General features: G+C 45.8%; 15 protein-coding genes. 11 read left to right on the top strand and 4 right to left on the bottom strand.

The features are described from left to right. The first annotated feature begins 270 nt into the window (after positions 1 to 270). Positions 271 to 1,164, top strand: coding sequence for a tetratricopeptide repeat protein (locus N2K84_RS16570; protein WP_282592949.1), 894 nt, complete (start codon positions 271 to 273; stop codon positions 1,162 to 1,164). Between the two features lie 60 nt (positions 1,165 to 1,224). Here the strand turns inward: N2K84_RS16570 and N2K84_RS16575 are convergent, their stop codons facing one another. Continuing rightward, positions 1,225 to 2,043 (bottom strand): alpha/beta fold hydrolase, encoded by an 819-nt coding sequence (locus N2K84_RS16575; protein ID WP_282592950.1) that lies wholly within the window; start codon positions 2,041 to 2,043, stop codon positions 1,225 to 1,227. A 4-nt stretch (positions 2,044 to 2,047) separates the two neighbouring features. After that, positions 2,048 to 2,764: a pyridoxine 5'-phosphate synthase gene (locus tag N2K84_RS16580; RefSeq protein ID WP_282592951.1), complete on the bottom strand. Its 717-nt coding sequence runs from the start codon at positions 2,762 to 2,764 to the stop codon at positions 2,048 to 2,050. A gap of 70 nt (positions 2,765 to 2,834) precedes the next feature. On the opposite strand from N2K84_RS16580, the gene N2K84_RS16585 reads away from it, so the two are divergent. From N2K84_RS16585 to murI, 8 genes are all read left to right on the top strand, one after another. Then, positions 2,835 to 3,497: a CBS domain-containing protein gene (locus tag N2K84_RS16585; protein WP_282592952.1), complete on the top strand. Its 663-nt coding sequence runs from the start codon at positions 2,835 to 2,837 to the stop codon at positions 3,495 to 3,497. Positions 3,498 to 3,596: 99 nt separating this feature from the next. Continuing rightward, positions 3,597 to 4,478, top strand: a complete 882-nt coding sequence (locus N2K84_RS16590) for an NAD kinase (protein ID WP_282592953.1) — start codon at positions 3,597 to 3,599, stop codon at positions 4,476 to 4,478. A 183-nt stretch (positions 4,479 to 4,661) separates the two neighbouring features. Further along, complete coding sequence (porG, locus tag N2K84_RS16595) at positions 4,662 to 5,432, top strand: type IX secretion system protein PorG (protein ID WP_282592954.1); 771 nt, start codon at positions 4,662 to 4,664, stop codon at positions 5,430 to 5,432. A gap of 5 nt (positions 5,433 to 5,437) precedes the next feature. Further along, positions 5,438 to 6,181: an undecaprenyl pyrophosphate synthase gene (uppS, locus tag N2K84_RS16600; protein ID WP_282592955.1), complete on the top strand. Its 744-nt coding sequence runs from the start codon at positions 5,438 to 5,440 to the stop codon at positions 6,179 to 6,181. A gap of 14 nt (positions 6,182 to 6,195) precedes the next feature. Further along, positions 6,196 to 8,826, top strand: coding sequence for an outer membrane protein assembly factor BamA (bamA, locus tag N2K84_RS16605; RefSeq protein WP_282592956.1), 2,631 nt, complete (start codon positions 6,196 to 6,198; stop codon positions 8,824 to 8,826). A gap of 66 nt (positions 8,827 to 8,892) precedes the next feature. Beyond that, positions 8,893 to 9,405, top strand: coding sequence for an OmpH/Skp family outer membrane protein (locus N2K84_RS16610; RefSeq protein ID WP_282592957.1), 513 nt, complete (start codon positions 8,893 to 8,895; stop codon positions 9,403 to 9,405). 42 nt (positions 9,406 to 9,447) lie between these two features. Then, a complete protein-coding gene (locus tag N2K84_RS16615) occupies positions 9,448 to 9,957 on the top strand; it encodes an OmpH/Skp family outer membrane protein (protein WP_282592958.1) in 510 nt (169 codons plus the stop codon). A gap of 71 nt (positions 9,958 to 10,028) precedes the next feature. Further along, entirely contained in the window at positions 10,029 to 10,865 is an 837-nt protein-coding gene (murI, locus tag N2K84_RS16620; RefSeq protein WP_282592959.1) for a glutamate racemase, read from the top strand. Positions 10,866 to 10,873: 8 nt separating this feature from the next. Here the strand turns inward: murI and N2K84_RS16625 are convergent, their stop codons facing one another. Together N2K84_RS16625 and N2K84_RS16630 are read right to left on the bottom strand one after the other, a co-directional pair. Beyond that, positions 10,874 to 11,773, bottom strand: a complete 900-nt coding sequence (locus N2K84_RS16625) for a nucleotidyltransferase family protein (RefSeq protein WP_282592960.1) — start codon at positions 11,771 to 11,773, stop codon at positions 10,874 to 10,876. A 40-nt stretch (positions 11,774 to 11,813) separates the two neighbouring features. Continuing rightward, positions 11,814 to 12,329 carry a gamma carbonic anhydrase family protein gene (locus N2K84_RS16630; protein WP_282592961.1) on the bottom strand — a complete coding sequence of 172 codons (516 nt, stop codon included), beginning with the start codon at positions 12,327 to 12,329 and terminating at the stop codon, positions 11,814 to 11,816. A 213-nt stretch (positions 12,330 to 12,542) separates the two neighbouring features. Here N2K84_RS16630 and N2K84_RS16635 point away from each other — a divergent pair, with 213 nt between their 5' ends. Then, positions 12,543 to 14,381, top strand: coding sequence for a 2-oxoacid:acceptor oxidoreductase subunit alpha (locus N2K84_RS16635; RefSeq protein ID WP_282592962.1), 1,839 nt, complete (start codon positions 12,543 to 12,545; stop codon positions 14,379 to 14,381). A gap of 3 nt (positions 14,382 to 14,384) precedes the next feature. After that, positions 14,385 to 15,458 carry a 2-oxoacid:ferredoxin oxidoreductase subunit beta gene (locus tag N2K84_RS16640; protein ID WP_282592963.1) on the top strand — a complete coding sequence of 358 codons (1,074 nt, stop codon included), beginning with the start codon at positions 14,385 to 14,387 and terminating at the stop codon, positions 15,456 to 15,458. Positions 15,459 to 15,545: the final 87 nt, after the last annotated feature.

Raw genomic sequence — 15,545 nt, forward strand, 5'->3', positions numbered from 1 at the left:
TGGATGATAAAGGGAACGACTTCTTCGAGCAGATTTAATTCGGATAGATTAATTTCAAAGATATCGAGGGGCGTTCCTGTTTTGGGAATGCCCTTTGTTTTTAGGTAGGTGTTCGTGCAGGCTATTTAATATGCTGTGCTTTTGGAGGGACGGTTTTGGAGAGATGGTCATTTGTATTACTTTTACCGCTTTCTGATTGGATGATCCGGTGGACTTTGGGATGGTTGAAGTGGTCAGATGTAAATCGATTCGTGTAAAACAAAAATAAAAATGAAGGATATGAAAAGCCGGGTTGGAGTGATTGTAGTGTTGGTCGGTATGTTGGTGGGCTGTAGTGCTCCCAAGGTAATGGTTTCGCACCGGCAAAATGCCGAGAATGCTGAATTAAACGGAGATTATTCATCAGCCACAGCGTCGTGGCAATTGTTTTTTGAACAGCAGATGGCTGCTGGAAGTGATATGGCTCCTGAGGTTTATGCCCGTGCAGCCCGCTCGGCTTATCGGGCCAATCAATTTGATTTGGCCGAAAATTGGTACAGCCAGGCACGGCAAGGGAACTTTGCCAATCGGGAGTTGTTTCTGGACTTGGCCGATATTTATAGCCAGCAGCAAAATCTGTCGAAAGAATTACAGACGTTGGAATCCTACCACGAAAATTACCCGGAAAATCCGGACTCGGCAGGGGTGGCTACCCGATTGTTTGAAATTTATGAAAAGATTGGAAATGAAGGGAATGCGGCAGAACTTTGGCCGATGATGAAGGCTGAGAACCGGTCCGCTGAAAAATATCTGGATAAGTATTTCTCTATCCAGCGAAAATTGAAAAATGATGATGTGGCCGACACCGCGGCAGAAGAATTGTTGGCTCTGAATCCGAAACATGTGAAAGCCCTTGAATGGCTGGGCGAGAAATATTACCGTCAGGCAGAAGAGCGTTACCAACGCGAGATGAAAGCTTACGAGAAGAACCGTACCCACCTCCAACATCATCATTTGTTGCAGGAACTAAAACTGGTGAATGCCGATTTTCAGAAATCGTTACGCCATTTTGAAGTTTTGTGGGAGATGGGGCCCAATTCGCAGTATGCTGCTTATATGGTCAATATTTATACCCGTTTCGAAAACCCGGAAAAGGCTAATTATTACCGGAAATATCTAAAATAGAACTACTTGATTTTCGGACAGGGTGACGCAGAAACCGACAGGCGCAACCGGGTCAAATCCTTACGTGTTTATGAAGCGGCTGATAGCCTCCATAAACAATTTGGGTTGTTCGGCATGGAGCCAGTGCCCGGCATCGGGGATGGTTTCAATCTTGGCTTCGGGATAGATTTTCCGGATCATCGTTTCATCTTCGGCAGTCAGGTAATTCGACTTCTCGCCCCGGACAAACAAAACGGGGTATTGCAGGATCGGGATACGGTCTTCCAGCCAGCGATAATTCACACCACCCACAATTTCATCGAGCGAATCATATAAAACATCCACGTTTACGCGACATTTAAAATGCTTGGTTTCCTTGTTGCGGTAAATACTTTTCAGCAGAAACTGAACCAGTTCCCGGTTGCCCAGTTTTAGTTTCAGGAAGTCGGCAATTCCTTCGCGCGATTGGTATTTTTCGCAGTGATTGTTCAATTCGCGCAAGGTTTCCAGAATCAGCTGGTGCTGATAATATTGGCTGGTTTCCTGGTATTGCAGGTAATCTTTTGGAGCAATGTCCACCACGATCAACTTTTCAACTTTTTCGGGATAATCGGCAGCAAAGTACATGGCCGTTTTGCCGCCCATGCTGTGCCCAATCACGATGGCTTTTTCGATTTGCTGACGTTCGAAAAACTCAGCCAAATCTTCTTTCATTAATTCGTAGGAATGTGCAGGTGCATTGGGCGATCGACCATGGTTGCGCTGATCGATCAGGTAAACATGGTAGTGGGCGCCCAGTTTCTTTCCGGTGGTCAGCCAATTGTCCGACGAGCCGTAAAGTCCGTGTACAATGACAATGTTTTTACCCGGCGAACCTTCTTCCCTGAAAAATAACTCCATGCATTTAAGGTTTGATGCATTCGAGGTATTCCTGTATGGTATTTCGCAGTCCCATGTAAAGGGCATCGGCGATCAGCGCATGGCCAATGGAAACTTCCTCGATATAGGGAATCATGTCGATCAGGTATTTGAGGTTCTTCAAGTTCAGGTCGTGCCCGGCATTGATCCCCAAACCCAAGCTTTTGGCAAGTTTTGAGGCGGCCACAAATGGGGCAACTGCTTTTTCCGGATCGGCCATGTATCCGCTGGCATAAGGCTCTGTGTAAAGTTCAATGCGGTCGGTGCCGACTTTTTTCGCGCCTTCTACCATTTTCTGGTCCGGATCAACAAAAATGGAAGCCCGGATGCCATGAGATTTAAGTTCGCTGATCACATCACGCAGAAAAGATTCGTTTTTGATCGTGTCCCAGCCGTGGTCCGAAGTCAGCTGTCCCGGCTTATCGGGTACCAGAGTAGCCTGGTCGGCTTTCACATCGATCACTAATTTCATGAAATCTTTACTTGGGTAACCCTCGATATTTAATTCGGTGGTAATGTGTGGTTTAATATCGTACACGTCCTGCCGGCGAATATGTCGCTCATCAGGCCGGGGATGCACCGTAATGCCCTCTGCACCAAATTTTTGACAGTTTATGGTAGCTTCCACCACACTGGGGATAGAACCTCCGCGGGAGTTTCTTAATGTTGCTATTTTGTTTATATTTACACTTAGTCTGGTCATGGTAAATGAAATAGGCCTGCAAGTTACAACATACTATTGAAAGATTAGAATTCAAACTTGAAAAGTTTTGTTGGCAAAAGAACTCATATCGGATGTCATTCCTTCGTTACGGTTGACGGACAACGGCCAAAAGGCGTTGAATTGGATGGAAATTTTCCGTATTTCCCACTTGCCGGTGGTGGATAACCATCAGTATCTGGGACTGATATCGGACAAGTCAATTTATGATTTGAACCTGAATGATAAGTTGATGGAGGACTGCCGCGATTTTTTGGTTCAGCCGCATGTTGGTGTCAGTCAACATATTTATGAAGTGGTCTCGGTCGTGTCGAGATTGAAAATTACGGTAGTTCCTGTGCTTGATCAGGAGCACCAATACAGAGGGGTTATTACCGTATTTGACCTGGCACAGCGTTTTGCCGATCTGGTCGCTGTAAATGAGCCGGGAGGGGTGATTGTGCTGGAGTTAAACCCGATTGATTATTCGCTGGCCGAAATTGCCAGGATTGTGGAAGGGAATGACGCTAAAATTTTAAGCCTGTATGTTTCGAAGTCAGATGATTCAAAGGAGATTACGGTGACTCTGAAGATAAATCAAATGGATTTGTCGCCCGTTATCCAGACTTTTGTGCGTTTCGATTACGTTATCAAATCGGTGTTTATGGATGATTCGGTGTTGAAACATTTATATGATGACCGGTTTGAATTGTTGATGAAGTACCTGAATATTTAGTGTTTCGACATTTCTGACAGGAGTTTTAATGAATTTATTAATAAAAGTTTGATGTCTTTTTACGGTTTTGACTTTTGACTTTACAACAGTAACCCCGATATGATGATAGCAATTTTTGGTTTGAGCCTCGATCCCGTCTTTTCGCCTGATTTAACCAGGCTTTTTTTATTGCTGAAAGAACGGCAAATAAAAGTGTACCTCTATAAGCCGATGCACGAGTTTGTAAAATCGGCTTGTCATATTCAGCCGGATATTGCTGGTGTTTTTACCACTGGAGCTGAGTTGCCCGAATCGGTCCGTTACCTGATCAGCATTGGAGGCGACGGCACATTTTTGAAATCCATCCTGGCTTTAAAGAATAAATCGATTCCGGTAGCAGGGATTAATCTGGGGCGGCTGGGCTTTTTATCGGCCATTGCTCGCGAGGATATCGATGAGGCACTGGACAATATTGTGAATGGCCATTTTGAAATTGAGGAGCGTTCGGTTTTGCAGGTGGATGGCCTGATTGATACGTTCGGCGATTTCAATTATGCGCTCAACGAGATCACGGTTACTAAAATGGATACGTCATCGATGATCAATATCCACACGTATTTGAACGATCAATACCTGACCACCTATTGGGCCGATGGCCTGATTATTGCCACGCCCACCGGATCGACAGCCTATTCGCTGAGCGTAGGAGGGCCCATACTTACCCCCGACTCTAAAAGCATCGTTATCACCCCGATTGCCCCGCACAACCTTACCATGCGGCCTATTGTAGTGCCCGACCACAATAAACTCACGCTCCGGGTTGAAGGGCGTGGACAACAATTTCTGGCCTCCCTCGATTCCCGTTCCGAAGCCATAAACTTTCCGGGTGAAATCTTAATTCGCAAAGCTGATTTTCATGTCCAGACACTAAAGCTTCCCGGGCACGATTTTTTCAGTACGTTGCGCAATAAACTGATGTGGGGTGCCGACCGCAGGAATTAATTTGGGACTTAACAATTTTTAACCTCTATTTGGGTTTTATAGGGGGCAGCAGGCATGATGTTTTGAGAATTATATTACTTTTGTAGCCTTTGAAAGGTGTTATGTTTAAAATGTAAAATCTGATGCCGGAACGATATGCAATGCTGTCTTTTTTAATCAACCTTTCACGAAAAAAGATAATCCATGAAACGATTGTTTTTACTCGCATTTAGCTTGTTGATGTTTGGTGTGTTATCGGCACAAAAGACAGCTGATATTGGTATTTGGGGCGGCGTTGGAACTTACACCGGAGATATGACATCCGTGAATTATAAAAGTTCTTTGGGGCCGGCAGCCGGGGCGTTTGTCCGGTACAATTTTAATCCTCGGTACAGTTTGCGGGGTACGGTGATGGTGAGCGACCTGGACGTAATCGGCTCATATGAAAGCCATCCCTGGGAATTTGGCAAAATGGTGACCGACGTATCGGCGATGTTCGAGTTCAATTTTTTCCGGTATATCATGGGGAGCAAGCGTCATCCGATAACGCCGTATTTATTGGTAGGTCTTGGGGTCAGCCTCTATCCGTATGATTATGATCCGGAAATGTTGGCAGGCGTAGTGCCTTATCTGAATACAAATTCAGCGCCCAATTTACCGTCCGGATATGACAAGGCTTACCGGGAGAATGTTGTGGCAGCCAATATTCCGCTGGGATTTGGCTTTAAATTTAATGTGGGTGAACGCTTGTCGGTAGGAATGGAAGGGCAGATCCGCAAATATTTGGATGACCGCCTGGACAACCTGGATGATCCGTTGAAATATTACACCGCGACAGGAGAGAATGCGGGCTATTGGACAACATACAACGACGCCTTGCATAACAACGACTGGACATTTCATTTTGGAGTCCATTTGTCCTACCTCATTTACCGGGGGGGCAAGAAATGTCCGGCCTACGACAACATAAATTAGTGTGAATGATTTTGAAAGATAAAATAGCAAGCGAAAAATTACCAAAACATGTGGCCATTATCATGGACGGAAACGGTCGTTGGGCCGCACTTCATGGAAATGAGCGGACTTTTGGGCACGAACATGGTGTTGAGTCGGTTCGATCGGTGGTCGAAGGCGCCGGCGAAATCGGCTTGAAATACCTTACTTTGTACGCTTTTTCAACCGAAAACTGGGGGCGTCCCAAAGAGGAGGTTGATGCCCTGATGGGCCTTTTGGTTCATGCCATAAACGAGGAAACCGAAAAGCTGAAGGAGAAAAATGTATCCTTACAGATGATCGGCGATTTTGATAGCCTCCCTGTTGATGTTCAGGATAAACTGAACTGGTCTATTAACGAACTGAAAGATTGCACCGGGCTGACGCTCATTCTTGCCTTAAGTTACAGCGCCCGTTGGGAAATTACCGAAGCTGTTAGAAAAATTGCTGACGATGTAAAAAGCGGAAAACTCGGGACTGAACAAATCAACAACGAATTAATCGATACATACCTTACCACCAATGGAATTCCAGACCCTGAACTGCTCATCCGCACCAGCGGGGAAAACCGGGTAAGTAACTTTTTGCTGTGGCAAATAGCCTATACCGAGTTTTATTTCACCCCGATTTTATGGCCCGATTTCAGGAAAGATAACCTGTTTGAGGCCATTTGCGATTTTCAAAACAGAGAAAGAAGGTTTGGAAAAACCAGTCAACAAATTGTGAGCTAACCAATTTACCGGAAATGCGAAAACTGAAGATTTTCTTAGTATTGTTTTTATTGAGTTTAACTACGTTTGCTCAGGAAGAAGGAACAAACTTTTCAATTTACTACTCCAGCCCCCAAAAATATACCATTGCAGGAATTGACGTTCTGGGCATACGTTATTTGGATACCAATGTGCTGATTCAAATATCCGGCCTTGCTGTTGGTGACGAAATCTTAATTCCCGGTGAGGAAATCTCCAATGCCATCAAGAAATTGTGGGGACACCAAATGTTCTCTGATGTGAAAATTGAAGCCAGCAAAGTAGATGGCGATTTTATCTGGCTGAACATCTTCCTGCAGGAGCGTCCCCGGTTGGCCGATGTTAATTTCTTTGGCGTTTCGAAATCGGAAAAAGATGACATTACTGAAAAAGTATTGTTGTTGCGGGGCAGCCAGGTAACAGATAACCAGCTGATCAATGCAGAGCGGATCATTAAAAACATTTTTCACGACAAGGGGTTTTTGAATACCGAAGTGAATATTGTACAACGAGATGATACTGTCCAGGAAAATAGTGTCATTCTGGATATCATGGTCGATAAAAAGGAAAAGGTAAAGGTTGAAGAAATCATTTTTCACGGGGTTGAAAACCTGAGTGAAAGTACCCTGAACCGGGCCATGAAAAAAACCAATGCCCGGAAGCTGCGCAACTTCTTCCAAACCAAAAAATTTCTGGAGGACAAGTTCCGGGAAGATAAAGGCAACGTAATTGCCAAGTATAACGAGAAAGGTTACCGCGATGCTACTATTGTAACCGATACGGTGACCCCGGTTGCCGAAGGCCGTGTCCGTCTGGATATTTGGGTAGAAGAAGGCGACAAATATTATTTTGGCGATGTGAAGTGGATGGGGAATACCGTTTATCCGGGCGATTACCTCGATGCTGTGTTGGGTATTAAAAAAGGTGATGTGTTTGACCAAAAATTGTTGGATAAACGATTGACCACTGACGATGATGCAGTTAGTAACCTGTATTTGGACCACGGGTACTTGTTTTTCAACCTCGAACCGGTAGAAGCAAACATTAATGCCGACTCCATCGATTTTGAAATGCGCATCTACGAAGGTACCCAGGCTACCATCAATAAAGTAATTATCGAGGGGAACACGAAAACGCACGAACATGTTGCCCGTCGCGAACTTAGAACGTATCCGGGTGACTTGTTTAGCAAATCTGATATTATCCGTTCGGTGCGTGAGTTGTCGCAGCTCGGCCATTTCGACCCCGAGGCTATTAATCCTGTTCCTATTCCACATCCCGAAGACGGTACGGTTGACATTAAATATGAATTGCAGGAAAAGGCAAACGACCAGATTGAATTGTCGGGTGGTTGGGGTGCCCGCATGTTTGTGGGTACGGTAGGTCTGCGTTTCTCCAACTTCTCGGTGCGCAATTTCTTCAATAAAGAAGCATGGCGCCCCTTACCCACAGGCGATGGACAAACCTTGAGCGTACGTGCTCAAACAAGCGGCAAGTTTTACCAATCGTATAGCCTGTCGTTTATCGAGCCCTGGCTGGGTGGTAAAAAGCCGAATTCGTTGTCCGTTTCATTTTCACGTTCAAAAGTGAACTATTCGGCCAACAATTATTACAATAGCTCTTACAGCCCCTATGGCAGTGGGTATGGATACGGTAACCCATACAGCTATTATGGTGGCTACGGTGGTTATGGCGGTGGTTATGGTGGCTACAGTGGTTACGGCTATCCTTATCAGGAAGATACAAACCCGGATGATGATCAGGTTCAGATAACCACTTCTGCAGCATTAGGTTACGGATACCGCTTGAGATGGCCGGATGACTTTTTTACGCTTTACCACGAAGTGTCCTATCAGCACTACAACCTAAAAAATATGGCTAGTTATTATTACTTCCTGAATGACGAAACCGGTGATGGAAGTGGTAGTTTCAATAACTTCAGTTTTAAAACAACTTTCGGACGTAACTCGGTTGATAACCCGCTTTACTCGCGGAGAGGTTCGGAGTTTTCATTGGCCTTACAGTTTACTCCTCCATTTTCATTGCTAAACGGAAAAGATTACAGTGATCCGGACCTGACCAGTGAAGATCGTTATAAGTGGATTGAATACCATAAATGGAAAATGAAAGGGGCTTGGTACACGCCGGTTTCGAAAAATACCAACTTGGTGTTGCACACCAAATTTGAATATGGCTTTTTGGGTTATTTTGACAAATACCGCCGTTCACCGTTCGAACGCTTCCGCGTTGGTGGATCGGGTATGTCCGGATACAACTTCTACGGTGCCGATATCGTGTCCCTGCGCGGTTATCAGGATTACAGCCTAAGCCCTACTACCGGATCGAATATCTACCATAAACTGACGATGGAATTACGATACCCCGTTACCCTGAAACCTTCGGCAACCATTTATCTGTTGGGCTTCATTGAAGGCGGTAATGCCTGGATGGACTTTAAAGATTACAACGCGTTCGACCTGAAACGCTCTGCCGGTTTGGGTGTGCGCATCTTCCTGCCCATGTTTGGGTTGATGGGTATCGACTGGGGATATGGGTTTGATGCGGTTAACGGCGATAAATCGGTTGGAGGAAGTCAGTTCCACTTCGTTATGGGTCAGCAGTTCTGATAGTTACGAGTTTGGCTTGGTATTTGATTGAACTGATTCAGAAAAAACTTAAAAAAAATTGAAGTGATGAAACGGATAATCATGTTAGTTGCCTTCCTGGTGGTTGCTGGAGTGACCATGGCGCAGAAATATGCTTTTGTCGATACGGAATACATCCTCGAAAATATTCCGTCTTATACGGCTGCCCAGGAACAGTTGGACCAGATCTCGAAACAATATCAAAAAGAACTGGAAACCATCCATGGTGAGGTTGAGAAAATGTACAAGGATTTTCAGGCTGAATCTGTTCTTTTGTCCGAAGACATGAAACGCAAACGCGAGGATGTGATTATTACCAAAGAGAAAGAATATAAAGCTTTGCAGCGAAAATATTTCGGTCCCGATGGTGACCTCTTCAAAAAGCGCCAGGGGCTAATCAAACCCATTCAGGACGATATTTTCAACGCCGTTCAGGAATTGGCCAACGAAGGCAGCTATGCTGTTATCTTCGACAAGGCCGGTGGCTTAAGCATGCTCTATACCAATCCTAAGTTTGACCTAAGTGACCAGGTATTGCAAAAGCTTGGTTATAAGAATTAATATCCTATATTTGTGAACCAATATTAAAATCTAAGAATGATCATGAAAAGTGTTTTCAAAATTTGTTTGATAGCAATTATGCTGGTTTCGGCTGGCTTGGTACAAGCGCAAACGCTGAAGTTTGCCCATATAGATTCACAGGCGTTGATTCAGGCAATGCCCGAAACTGCAGCCGCTCAAAAAACGCTCGAAGAACAAGCCAAAGGACTGGAAGATCAGTTGGCAAGCATGCAGCAGGAATTTCAATCGAAATTGGCTGAATATACACAGAAAGCTGATTCTTTAACTGATATTGTCAGAGAGTCCAAAGAAGAAGATTTGCAGAATCTACAGCAGCGCATTCAGAGCTTCAATTCTACAGCTTCGCAAAAATTGCAGCAAAAGCAAGGCGAACTGATGCAGCCCATCTTCAATAAAGCCAACGAAATGATTGAAGTAGTTGCTAAAGAACAAGGCGTTGTTTACGTGTTCGACTCGAACGCTGTACTTTACAAATCAAATACAAGTATCGATTTGTTGCCTTTGGTAAAAGCAAAATTAGGCATTCAATAAGACATTCAAATAAATTGAATGGAAAGCCGCCTGTTCAGGTGGCTTTTTTTATTTTTGTTGAAAAGGTTTTTATGTCAACAGATTTTCATCCCATAGGCGTTTTTGATTCAGGCTACGGTGGCTTGACCGTGCTAAAAGAATTGGTTCATTACTTGCCGCAATACGATTTTATTTATTTGGGTGATAATGCCCGCACACCCTATGGTACGCGTTCGTTTAACGTGGTGTACGAATACACGCTGGAGGCGGTGAAAAAGCTGTTCGACATGGGCTGCCATCTGGTGGTGTTGGCCTGCAACACGGCATCTGCAAAGGCCCTCCGTTCCATTCAGCAAAACGACCTGCCACGGATCGCTCCGCATAAACGAGTTTTGGGTGTGATCCGTCCCAGTGTAGAGGTAGCCGGAGAAATAACTCAAAACGGCCATGTGGGAGTATTGGCCACATCGGGGACGGTGGCATCGCATTCCTACCCGATTGAGCTGGAAAAATGGTCGGATGGCCGCGTCAAAATGGTTAGCCAGCAGGCCTGTCCCATGTGGGTGCCTTTGGTGGAGAATGACGAAATTGGAACCCCCGGTGCCGACTACTTTATTGAAAAAAACGTGCTCCAGCTTTTTGCACAGGACCCTAAAATCGATAGCCTGATTTTAGGCTGTACCCATTATCCTTTGCTGATCGACAGTATCCGGAAATATTTGCCTAACCCGGCTGTGAATGTGATTGAGCAAGGCAAAATTGTTTCGGAGAAGTTGCTGGATTATTTGCATCGTCATTCAGAAATCGACAAGTTTTGCTCCAAAGGCGGGAGAGTAGTGTACTATACCACCGAGCAGGTTGAGCTTTTTGAAGCCCGCGCCCAACAATTTATGGGGCAGGCTGTCAATGCTCAAAAAATTCATTTATAACGGAAGTACTACCACAATTTTTCAGGATAAACGCCTTCTGCTGTTAGCTTGCGAATCTGCGATACCACATAGGCCTTGTCTTCGGGGTAGGTAACGCCAAACCAAGGCGAATCGGCCCGCAAAACTTTCGATTGTATTTGGCCAGTTTGGATCAGCTCAAAGACAACGCTCGGAATGTAGAACTCTGACTTGGGCTGCTGCATCTTTTCATCCAGGAATGCACGAAAGAGCGTTTCCAAATGATTGAATATCGATGGGGCAAAACCCCAGAAATTCATAGAAACAGGAGTGCTGTCGTCCACTTTTACCGGTTGCCCTTGTTCGTCTTCAAAATAAATAGAACCGTTATTCCGGGCAATCTGATGGCGCTCGGTGATTTCTACCAGGTTTCCGGCTTCATCGGTCTGACAAATACCGCGCGAAACAGTCCCAAATTCCGATAAGGTATTTTTTAACAGATAACCCACCATGGCATAAGTTTTTTTCGATACTTCCTGCTGAAAAAAGGAGGCGATGGCACTGAAAGCGCCCGCTCCGTAAAAGTCATCCGCATTGATGGCGGCAAAAGGCTCCCGGATCACATCTTTGGCCATCAAAATAGCGTGACCCGTACCCCAGGGCTTTTCACGTCCTTCCGGAAGAGCGTATCCTTCGGGGAGTTTGTCCAGCTCCTGATAAACGTATTCTACCGCTATTTTACCGTCCAGCTTTCCTTCAAAACGAGCTTTAAACTCGTCGGCAAAGCTCTTGCGGATCACAAAAACGACCTTGCCAAAGCCGGCTCGGATGGCGTCAAAAATGGAATACTCGAGGATGGTCTCTCCATGGGGGCCAACCGGCTCAACTTGTTTCAATCCTCCGTAGCGGCTGCCCATTCCGGCTGCCAATATCAATAGTGTTGGTTTCATCTTTTTCAATCGTTATTCTGTATTCATCAATCATCAATCATCAATCCTGATACCAGCTGGCATAGGTACTGTAGGCGTCGGCAATGCGGTGCAGTTCACCTTCCAGCAGTTCTTTGCTGAGCGTTTTAATTTTTTTGGCCGGAATACCGGCATACACGCTGCTTCCTTCTACACGAGTACCTTTGGTAACTACTGATCCGGCTGCAATAATCGTATTGCTCTCTACCACTACATCATCCAGTACAACGGCATTCATCCCAACCATCACCTGGTCGTGAATAGTGCAACCGTGAATGATAGCTCCGTGGGCAATGATGACATTGTTGCCAATATTGGTCGGTGATTTCTGATAGGTGGCGTGAATCACGGCACAATCCTGCACGTTGGTGTTATTTCCGATTTTGATGTAATGAACATCGCCACGCACCACCGCACTGTACCAAATACTGGAGTGATCGCCAATTTCAACATCGCCGATGATCGTGGCATTTTCAGCTAGAAAGCAATCTTTGCCGATTACCGGGGTTTTTCCTTTGAGGGATTTTATAAGTGCCATAAACCGTATTCTTTAATATTGTTTGCAAAGATAAGAAACCCTCCAAATTATTAATTGTGTCATGAAAACCTTATTAATAAATGGTTATTTTTGCTTGGGTCTGTAACGGATGCCCTTTATTCAAACTGGTTCCAAGGTTATAATTTGTTATTTTTGGCTATGTTTTTATAAAGGTTTGTAAGAACAGTTGTAGGTATTTAAATTATATGTTACATGAAAGACGCTAAAGTAATTGAACTTGAAGAAGTAGCCATTCGGTTTTCCGGTGACTCGGGCGACGGGATGCAGTTAACAGGAACGTTGTTCTCGGATGCTTCTGCACTTTATGGAAACGATATTTCAACCTTCCCGGATTATCCTTCGGAAATCAGGGCGCCGCAGGGAACTGTTGGCGGGGTATCGGGCTTCCAGGTGCAGTTTGGCCGCAGACAAATCAATACCCCGGGCGATTATGCCCATGTGTTGGTCGCCATGAATCCAGCTGCAGTAAAGGCAAACGCCAAGTTTATGAACCCCGGTGGTACCATTATCTTCGACGTAGATTCGTTTAATGAAAAGAACCTCGCAAAGGCAAATTTCAAGACCGACGATCCGTTTGGAGAATGTCACCTCGATGATTACGAGAAAATTCCGGTTCCAATTACCAGTCTTACCCGGGAAAGTTTAAAGGACTACGGCCTGGATAATAAGTCAGTGTTGCGCAGCAAAAACATGTTTGCGCTGGGACTCGTTTGTTGGATGTTTGGCCGTCCGCTCGATTATATCGAAAATTACCTAAGAAAGAAATTTGCCAAGAAACCGCTGGTGGTCGAAACCAACCTGAAGGTGTTGCACGCAGGTTACAACTACGGGATGAACATGCAGCACATGACCCCGCAGTACATTGTTCATCCGGCTGCCATCGAAAAGGGATTGTACCGCAATATAAATGGTAACCAGGCAACGGCTTGGGGCTTCCTGGCTGCTGCCGAAAAAGCTGGCTTGGAGCTGTTCCTGGGCTCATATCCCATTACCCCGGCCACCGACATCCTTTCGGCCTTGTCGGAACGCAAAGATTTAGGCGTGAAGACTTTTCAGGCTGAGGATGAAATTGCCGGTATCTGTACGGCGATCGGCGCAGCTTTTGCCGGCGACCTGGCTATCACCACGACTTCGGGACCAGGCTTTGCCCTGAAATCCGAAGCGCTTGGCCTGTCGGTAATGGCCGAGTTGCCCCTGGTGGTGGTAAACGTACAGCGTGGTGGTCCTTCCACCGGCCTGCCTACCAAAACCGAGCAGTCGGACCTAATGCAAACCCTCTACGGACGTAATGGCGAAAGCCCGGTGGTCGTGATTGCCGCCAGCACACCTTCCGATTGCTTTTACTATGCATTCCTGTCGGCCAAAATCGCGTTGGAACGCATGGTTCCGGTAGTGCTGCTCACCGACGGTTTCCTGGGTAACGGCAGTGAACCCTGGCGTGTGCCCGGCATGGATGAGCTTCCGGAAATTACGCCGCGTATAGCCAAAAATAAAGATTCCTTTAAAGCTTATGCACGCGATCCGAAAACCTTGTCACGCGAATGGGCTATTCCCGGAATGGCTGGCTTCCAGCATCGCATTGGCGGATTGGAGAAAAATGTGGAAGGATCGGTTAGTCACGATCCCGAAAATCACCAGATAAATACCGAATACCGGGCTGATAAAGTAGAGAAAGTGGTGGATATGCTCCCGCAGCTGGAAGTGTGCGGAGATACTTCGGGCGATTTGCTTGTCGTAAGCTGGGGGGGGACGTATGGCCATACCCTGAGCGCCGTTCGCGAAATGCACCACGAAGGTAAAAACGTGAGCCTGGCGCATTTCAACTTTATTAAACCGCTTCCCAAGAATACAAAGGAAGTTTTCAGTCAATTTAAGAAGATTGTTGTATGTGAGTTGAACATGGGGCAATTTGCCGGTTACCTGCGCGATAAAGTGCCCGGGTTCACTTATCACCAGGTGAATAAAGTAAAAGGTTTGCCTTTTACTGTGCTTGAACTGAAAGAAAACTTTAACAAACTACTGGAGGACTAGAACATGGCAGATTTTAACTATACAGCAAAAGATTTTAAGAGTGAAAACGAGGTTCGCTGGTGCCCGGGTTGTGGCGATTATGCCATTATGAACGCCGTGCAGCGCACGATGGCCGAGATGAACGTACCGCACGAAAAATTTGCCGTCATCTCCGGTATCGGTTGTTCGTCCCGCTTTCCGTATTACATGAGTACGTTCGGGTTCCATTCCATCCACGGGCGTGCTACGGCTATCGCTTCTGGGGTGAAAACAGCCAATCCCGACCTGAATGTATGGGTAATTACCGGCGACGGCGATGCCTTGGCCATTGGCGGAAATCATTTCATCCACCTGGTGCGACGGAATATCGATTTGAACCTGATCCTTTTCAATAATAAGATTTACGGACTGACGAAAGGCCAGTATTCGCCGACCTCAGACCGGGGAATGGTTACTAAAACTTCCCCGTTTGGTACGGTAGAATCGCCCTTCGTCCCCGGACAGCTGGTGCTTGGTTCCAGTGGTTCCTTTTTTGCCCGTGCGGTGGACAGCAACGTGAAGCATACCCAGTCGGTTTTGGTTGAAGCTGCCAAACACAAAGGGACTTCTGTGGTTGAAGTTTTGCAGAACTGTGTCATCTTTAACGATGGAATCCATGATCAAATTGCTGATCCAAAATATCGTGCCGAACGGCAACTCTTCCTCGAAGACGGCAAACCCATGATCTTTGGACAGGAAAACGAGAAAGGCCTGGTATTTGAAAAAGGCCGGCTGAAAGTAGTTACCATTGGGCAGAATGGTTATACGATAGATGATATCCTGGTGCATGATGCAAAGGAAGTTGATCCAACTTTGCACTTGGCGCTGATCAATATGGCCTTGCCCGATTTCCCGGTAGCCATGGGGGTAATTCGTAGTGTGCAGGCGCCTGTTTACGACCAGGAGGTGGTGCGGCAGATTGAAACCGTACAGGCCAGCCGCAAGATTTCGAAAGTGGAAGAGCTGTTGCGTTCCGGAAATACCTGGGAGGTGAATGAGCCTGGAAGCCATGAGCCGGTTCCTTTCTTCCTCAAAAAATGTCCGATTAACGGCGATTAATGTTTTTATCAGATATGTTTCATAAAAGGAGGCTTCGGCTTCCTTTTTTTGTCTTGTGCTGCAAGTTTTTTCCTAATTTCATCGGTT

The organism is Gaoshiqia sediminis (assembly GCF_025907915.1).
Lineage (GTDB): Bacteria > Bacteroidota > Bacteroidia > Bacteroidales > Prolixibacteraceae > Gaoshiqia > Gaoshiqia sediminis.

Coding starts and splice junctions, on each gene's coding strand:
- N2K84_RS16570 (WP_282592949.1), top strand. CDS start 271: ATGAAGGATATGAAAAGCCGGGTTGGAGTGATTGTAGTGTTGGTCGGT.
- N2K84_RS16575 (WP_282592950.1), bottom strand. CDS start 2,043: ATGGAGTTATTTTTCAGGGAAGAAGGTTCGCCGGGTAAAAACATTGTC.
- N2K84_RS16580 (WP_282592951.1), bottom strand. CDS start 2,764: ATGACCAGACTAAGTGTAAATATAAACAAAATAGCAACATTAAGAAAC.
- N2K84_RS16590 (WP_282592953.1), top strand. CDS start 3,597: ATGATGATAGCAATTTTTGGTTTGAGCCTCGATCCCGTCTTTTCGCCT.
- porG (WP_282592954.1), top strand. CDS start 4,662: ATGAAACGATTGTTTTTACTCGCATTTAGCTTGTTGATGTTTGGTGTG.
- uppS (WP_282592955.1), top strand. CDS start 5,438: ATGATTTTGAAAGATAAAATAGCAAGCGAAAAATTACCAAAACATGTG.
- bamA (WP_282592956.1), top strand. CDS start 6,196: ATGCGAAAACTGAAGATTTTCTTAGTATTGTTTTTATTGAGTTTAACT.
- N2K84_RS16610 (WP_282592957.1), top strand. CDS start 8,893: ATGAAACGGATAATCATGTTAGTTGCCTTCCTGGTGGTTGCTGGAGTG.
- N2K84_RS16615 (WP_282592958.1), top strand. CDS start 9,448: ATGAAAAGTGTTTTCAAAATTTGTTTGATAGCAATTATGCTGGTTTCG.
- murI (WP_282592959.1), top strand. CDS start 10,029: ATGTCAACAGATTTTCATCCCATAGGCGTTTTTGATTCAGGCTACGGT.
- N2K84_RS16625 (WP_282592960.1), bottom strand. CDS start 11,773: ATGAAACCAACACTATTGATATTGGCAGCCGGAATGGGCAGCCGCTAC.
- N2K84_RS16630 (WP_282592961.1), bottom strand. CDS start 12,329: ATGGCACTTATAAAATCCCTCAAAGGAAAAACCCCGGTAATCGGCAAA.
- N2K84_RS16635 (WP_282592962.1), top strand. CDS start 12,543: ATGAAAGACGCTAAAGTAATTGAACTTGAAGAAGTAGCCATTCGGTTT.
- N2K84_RS16640 (WP_282592963.1), top strand. CDS start 14,385: ATGGCAGATTTTAACTATACAGCAAAAGATTTTAAGAGTGAAAACGAG.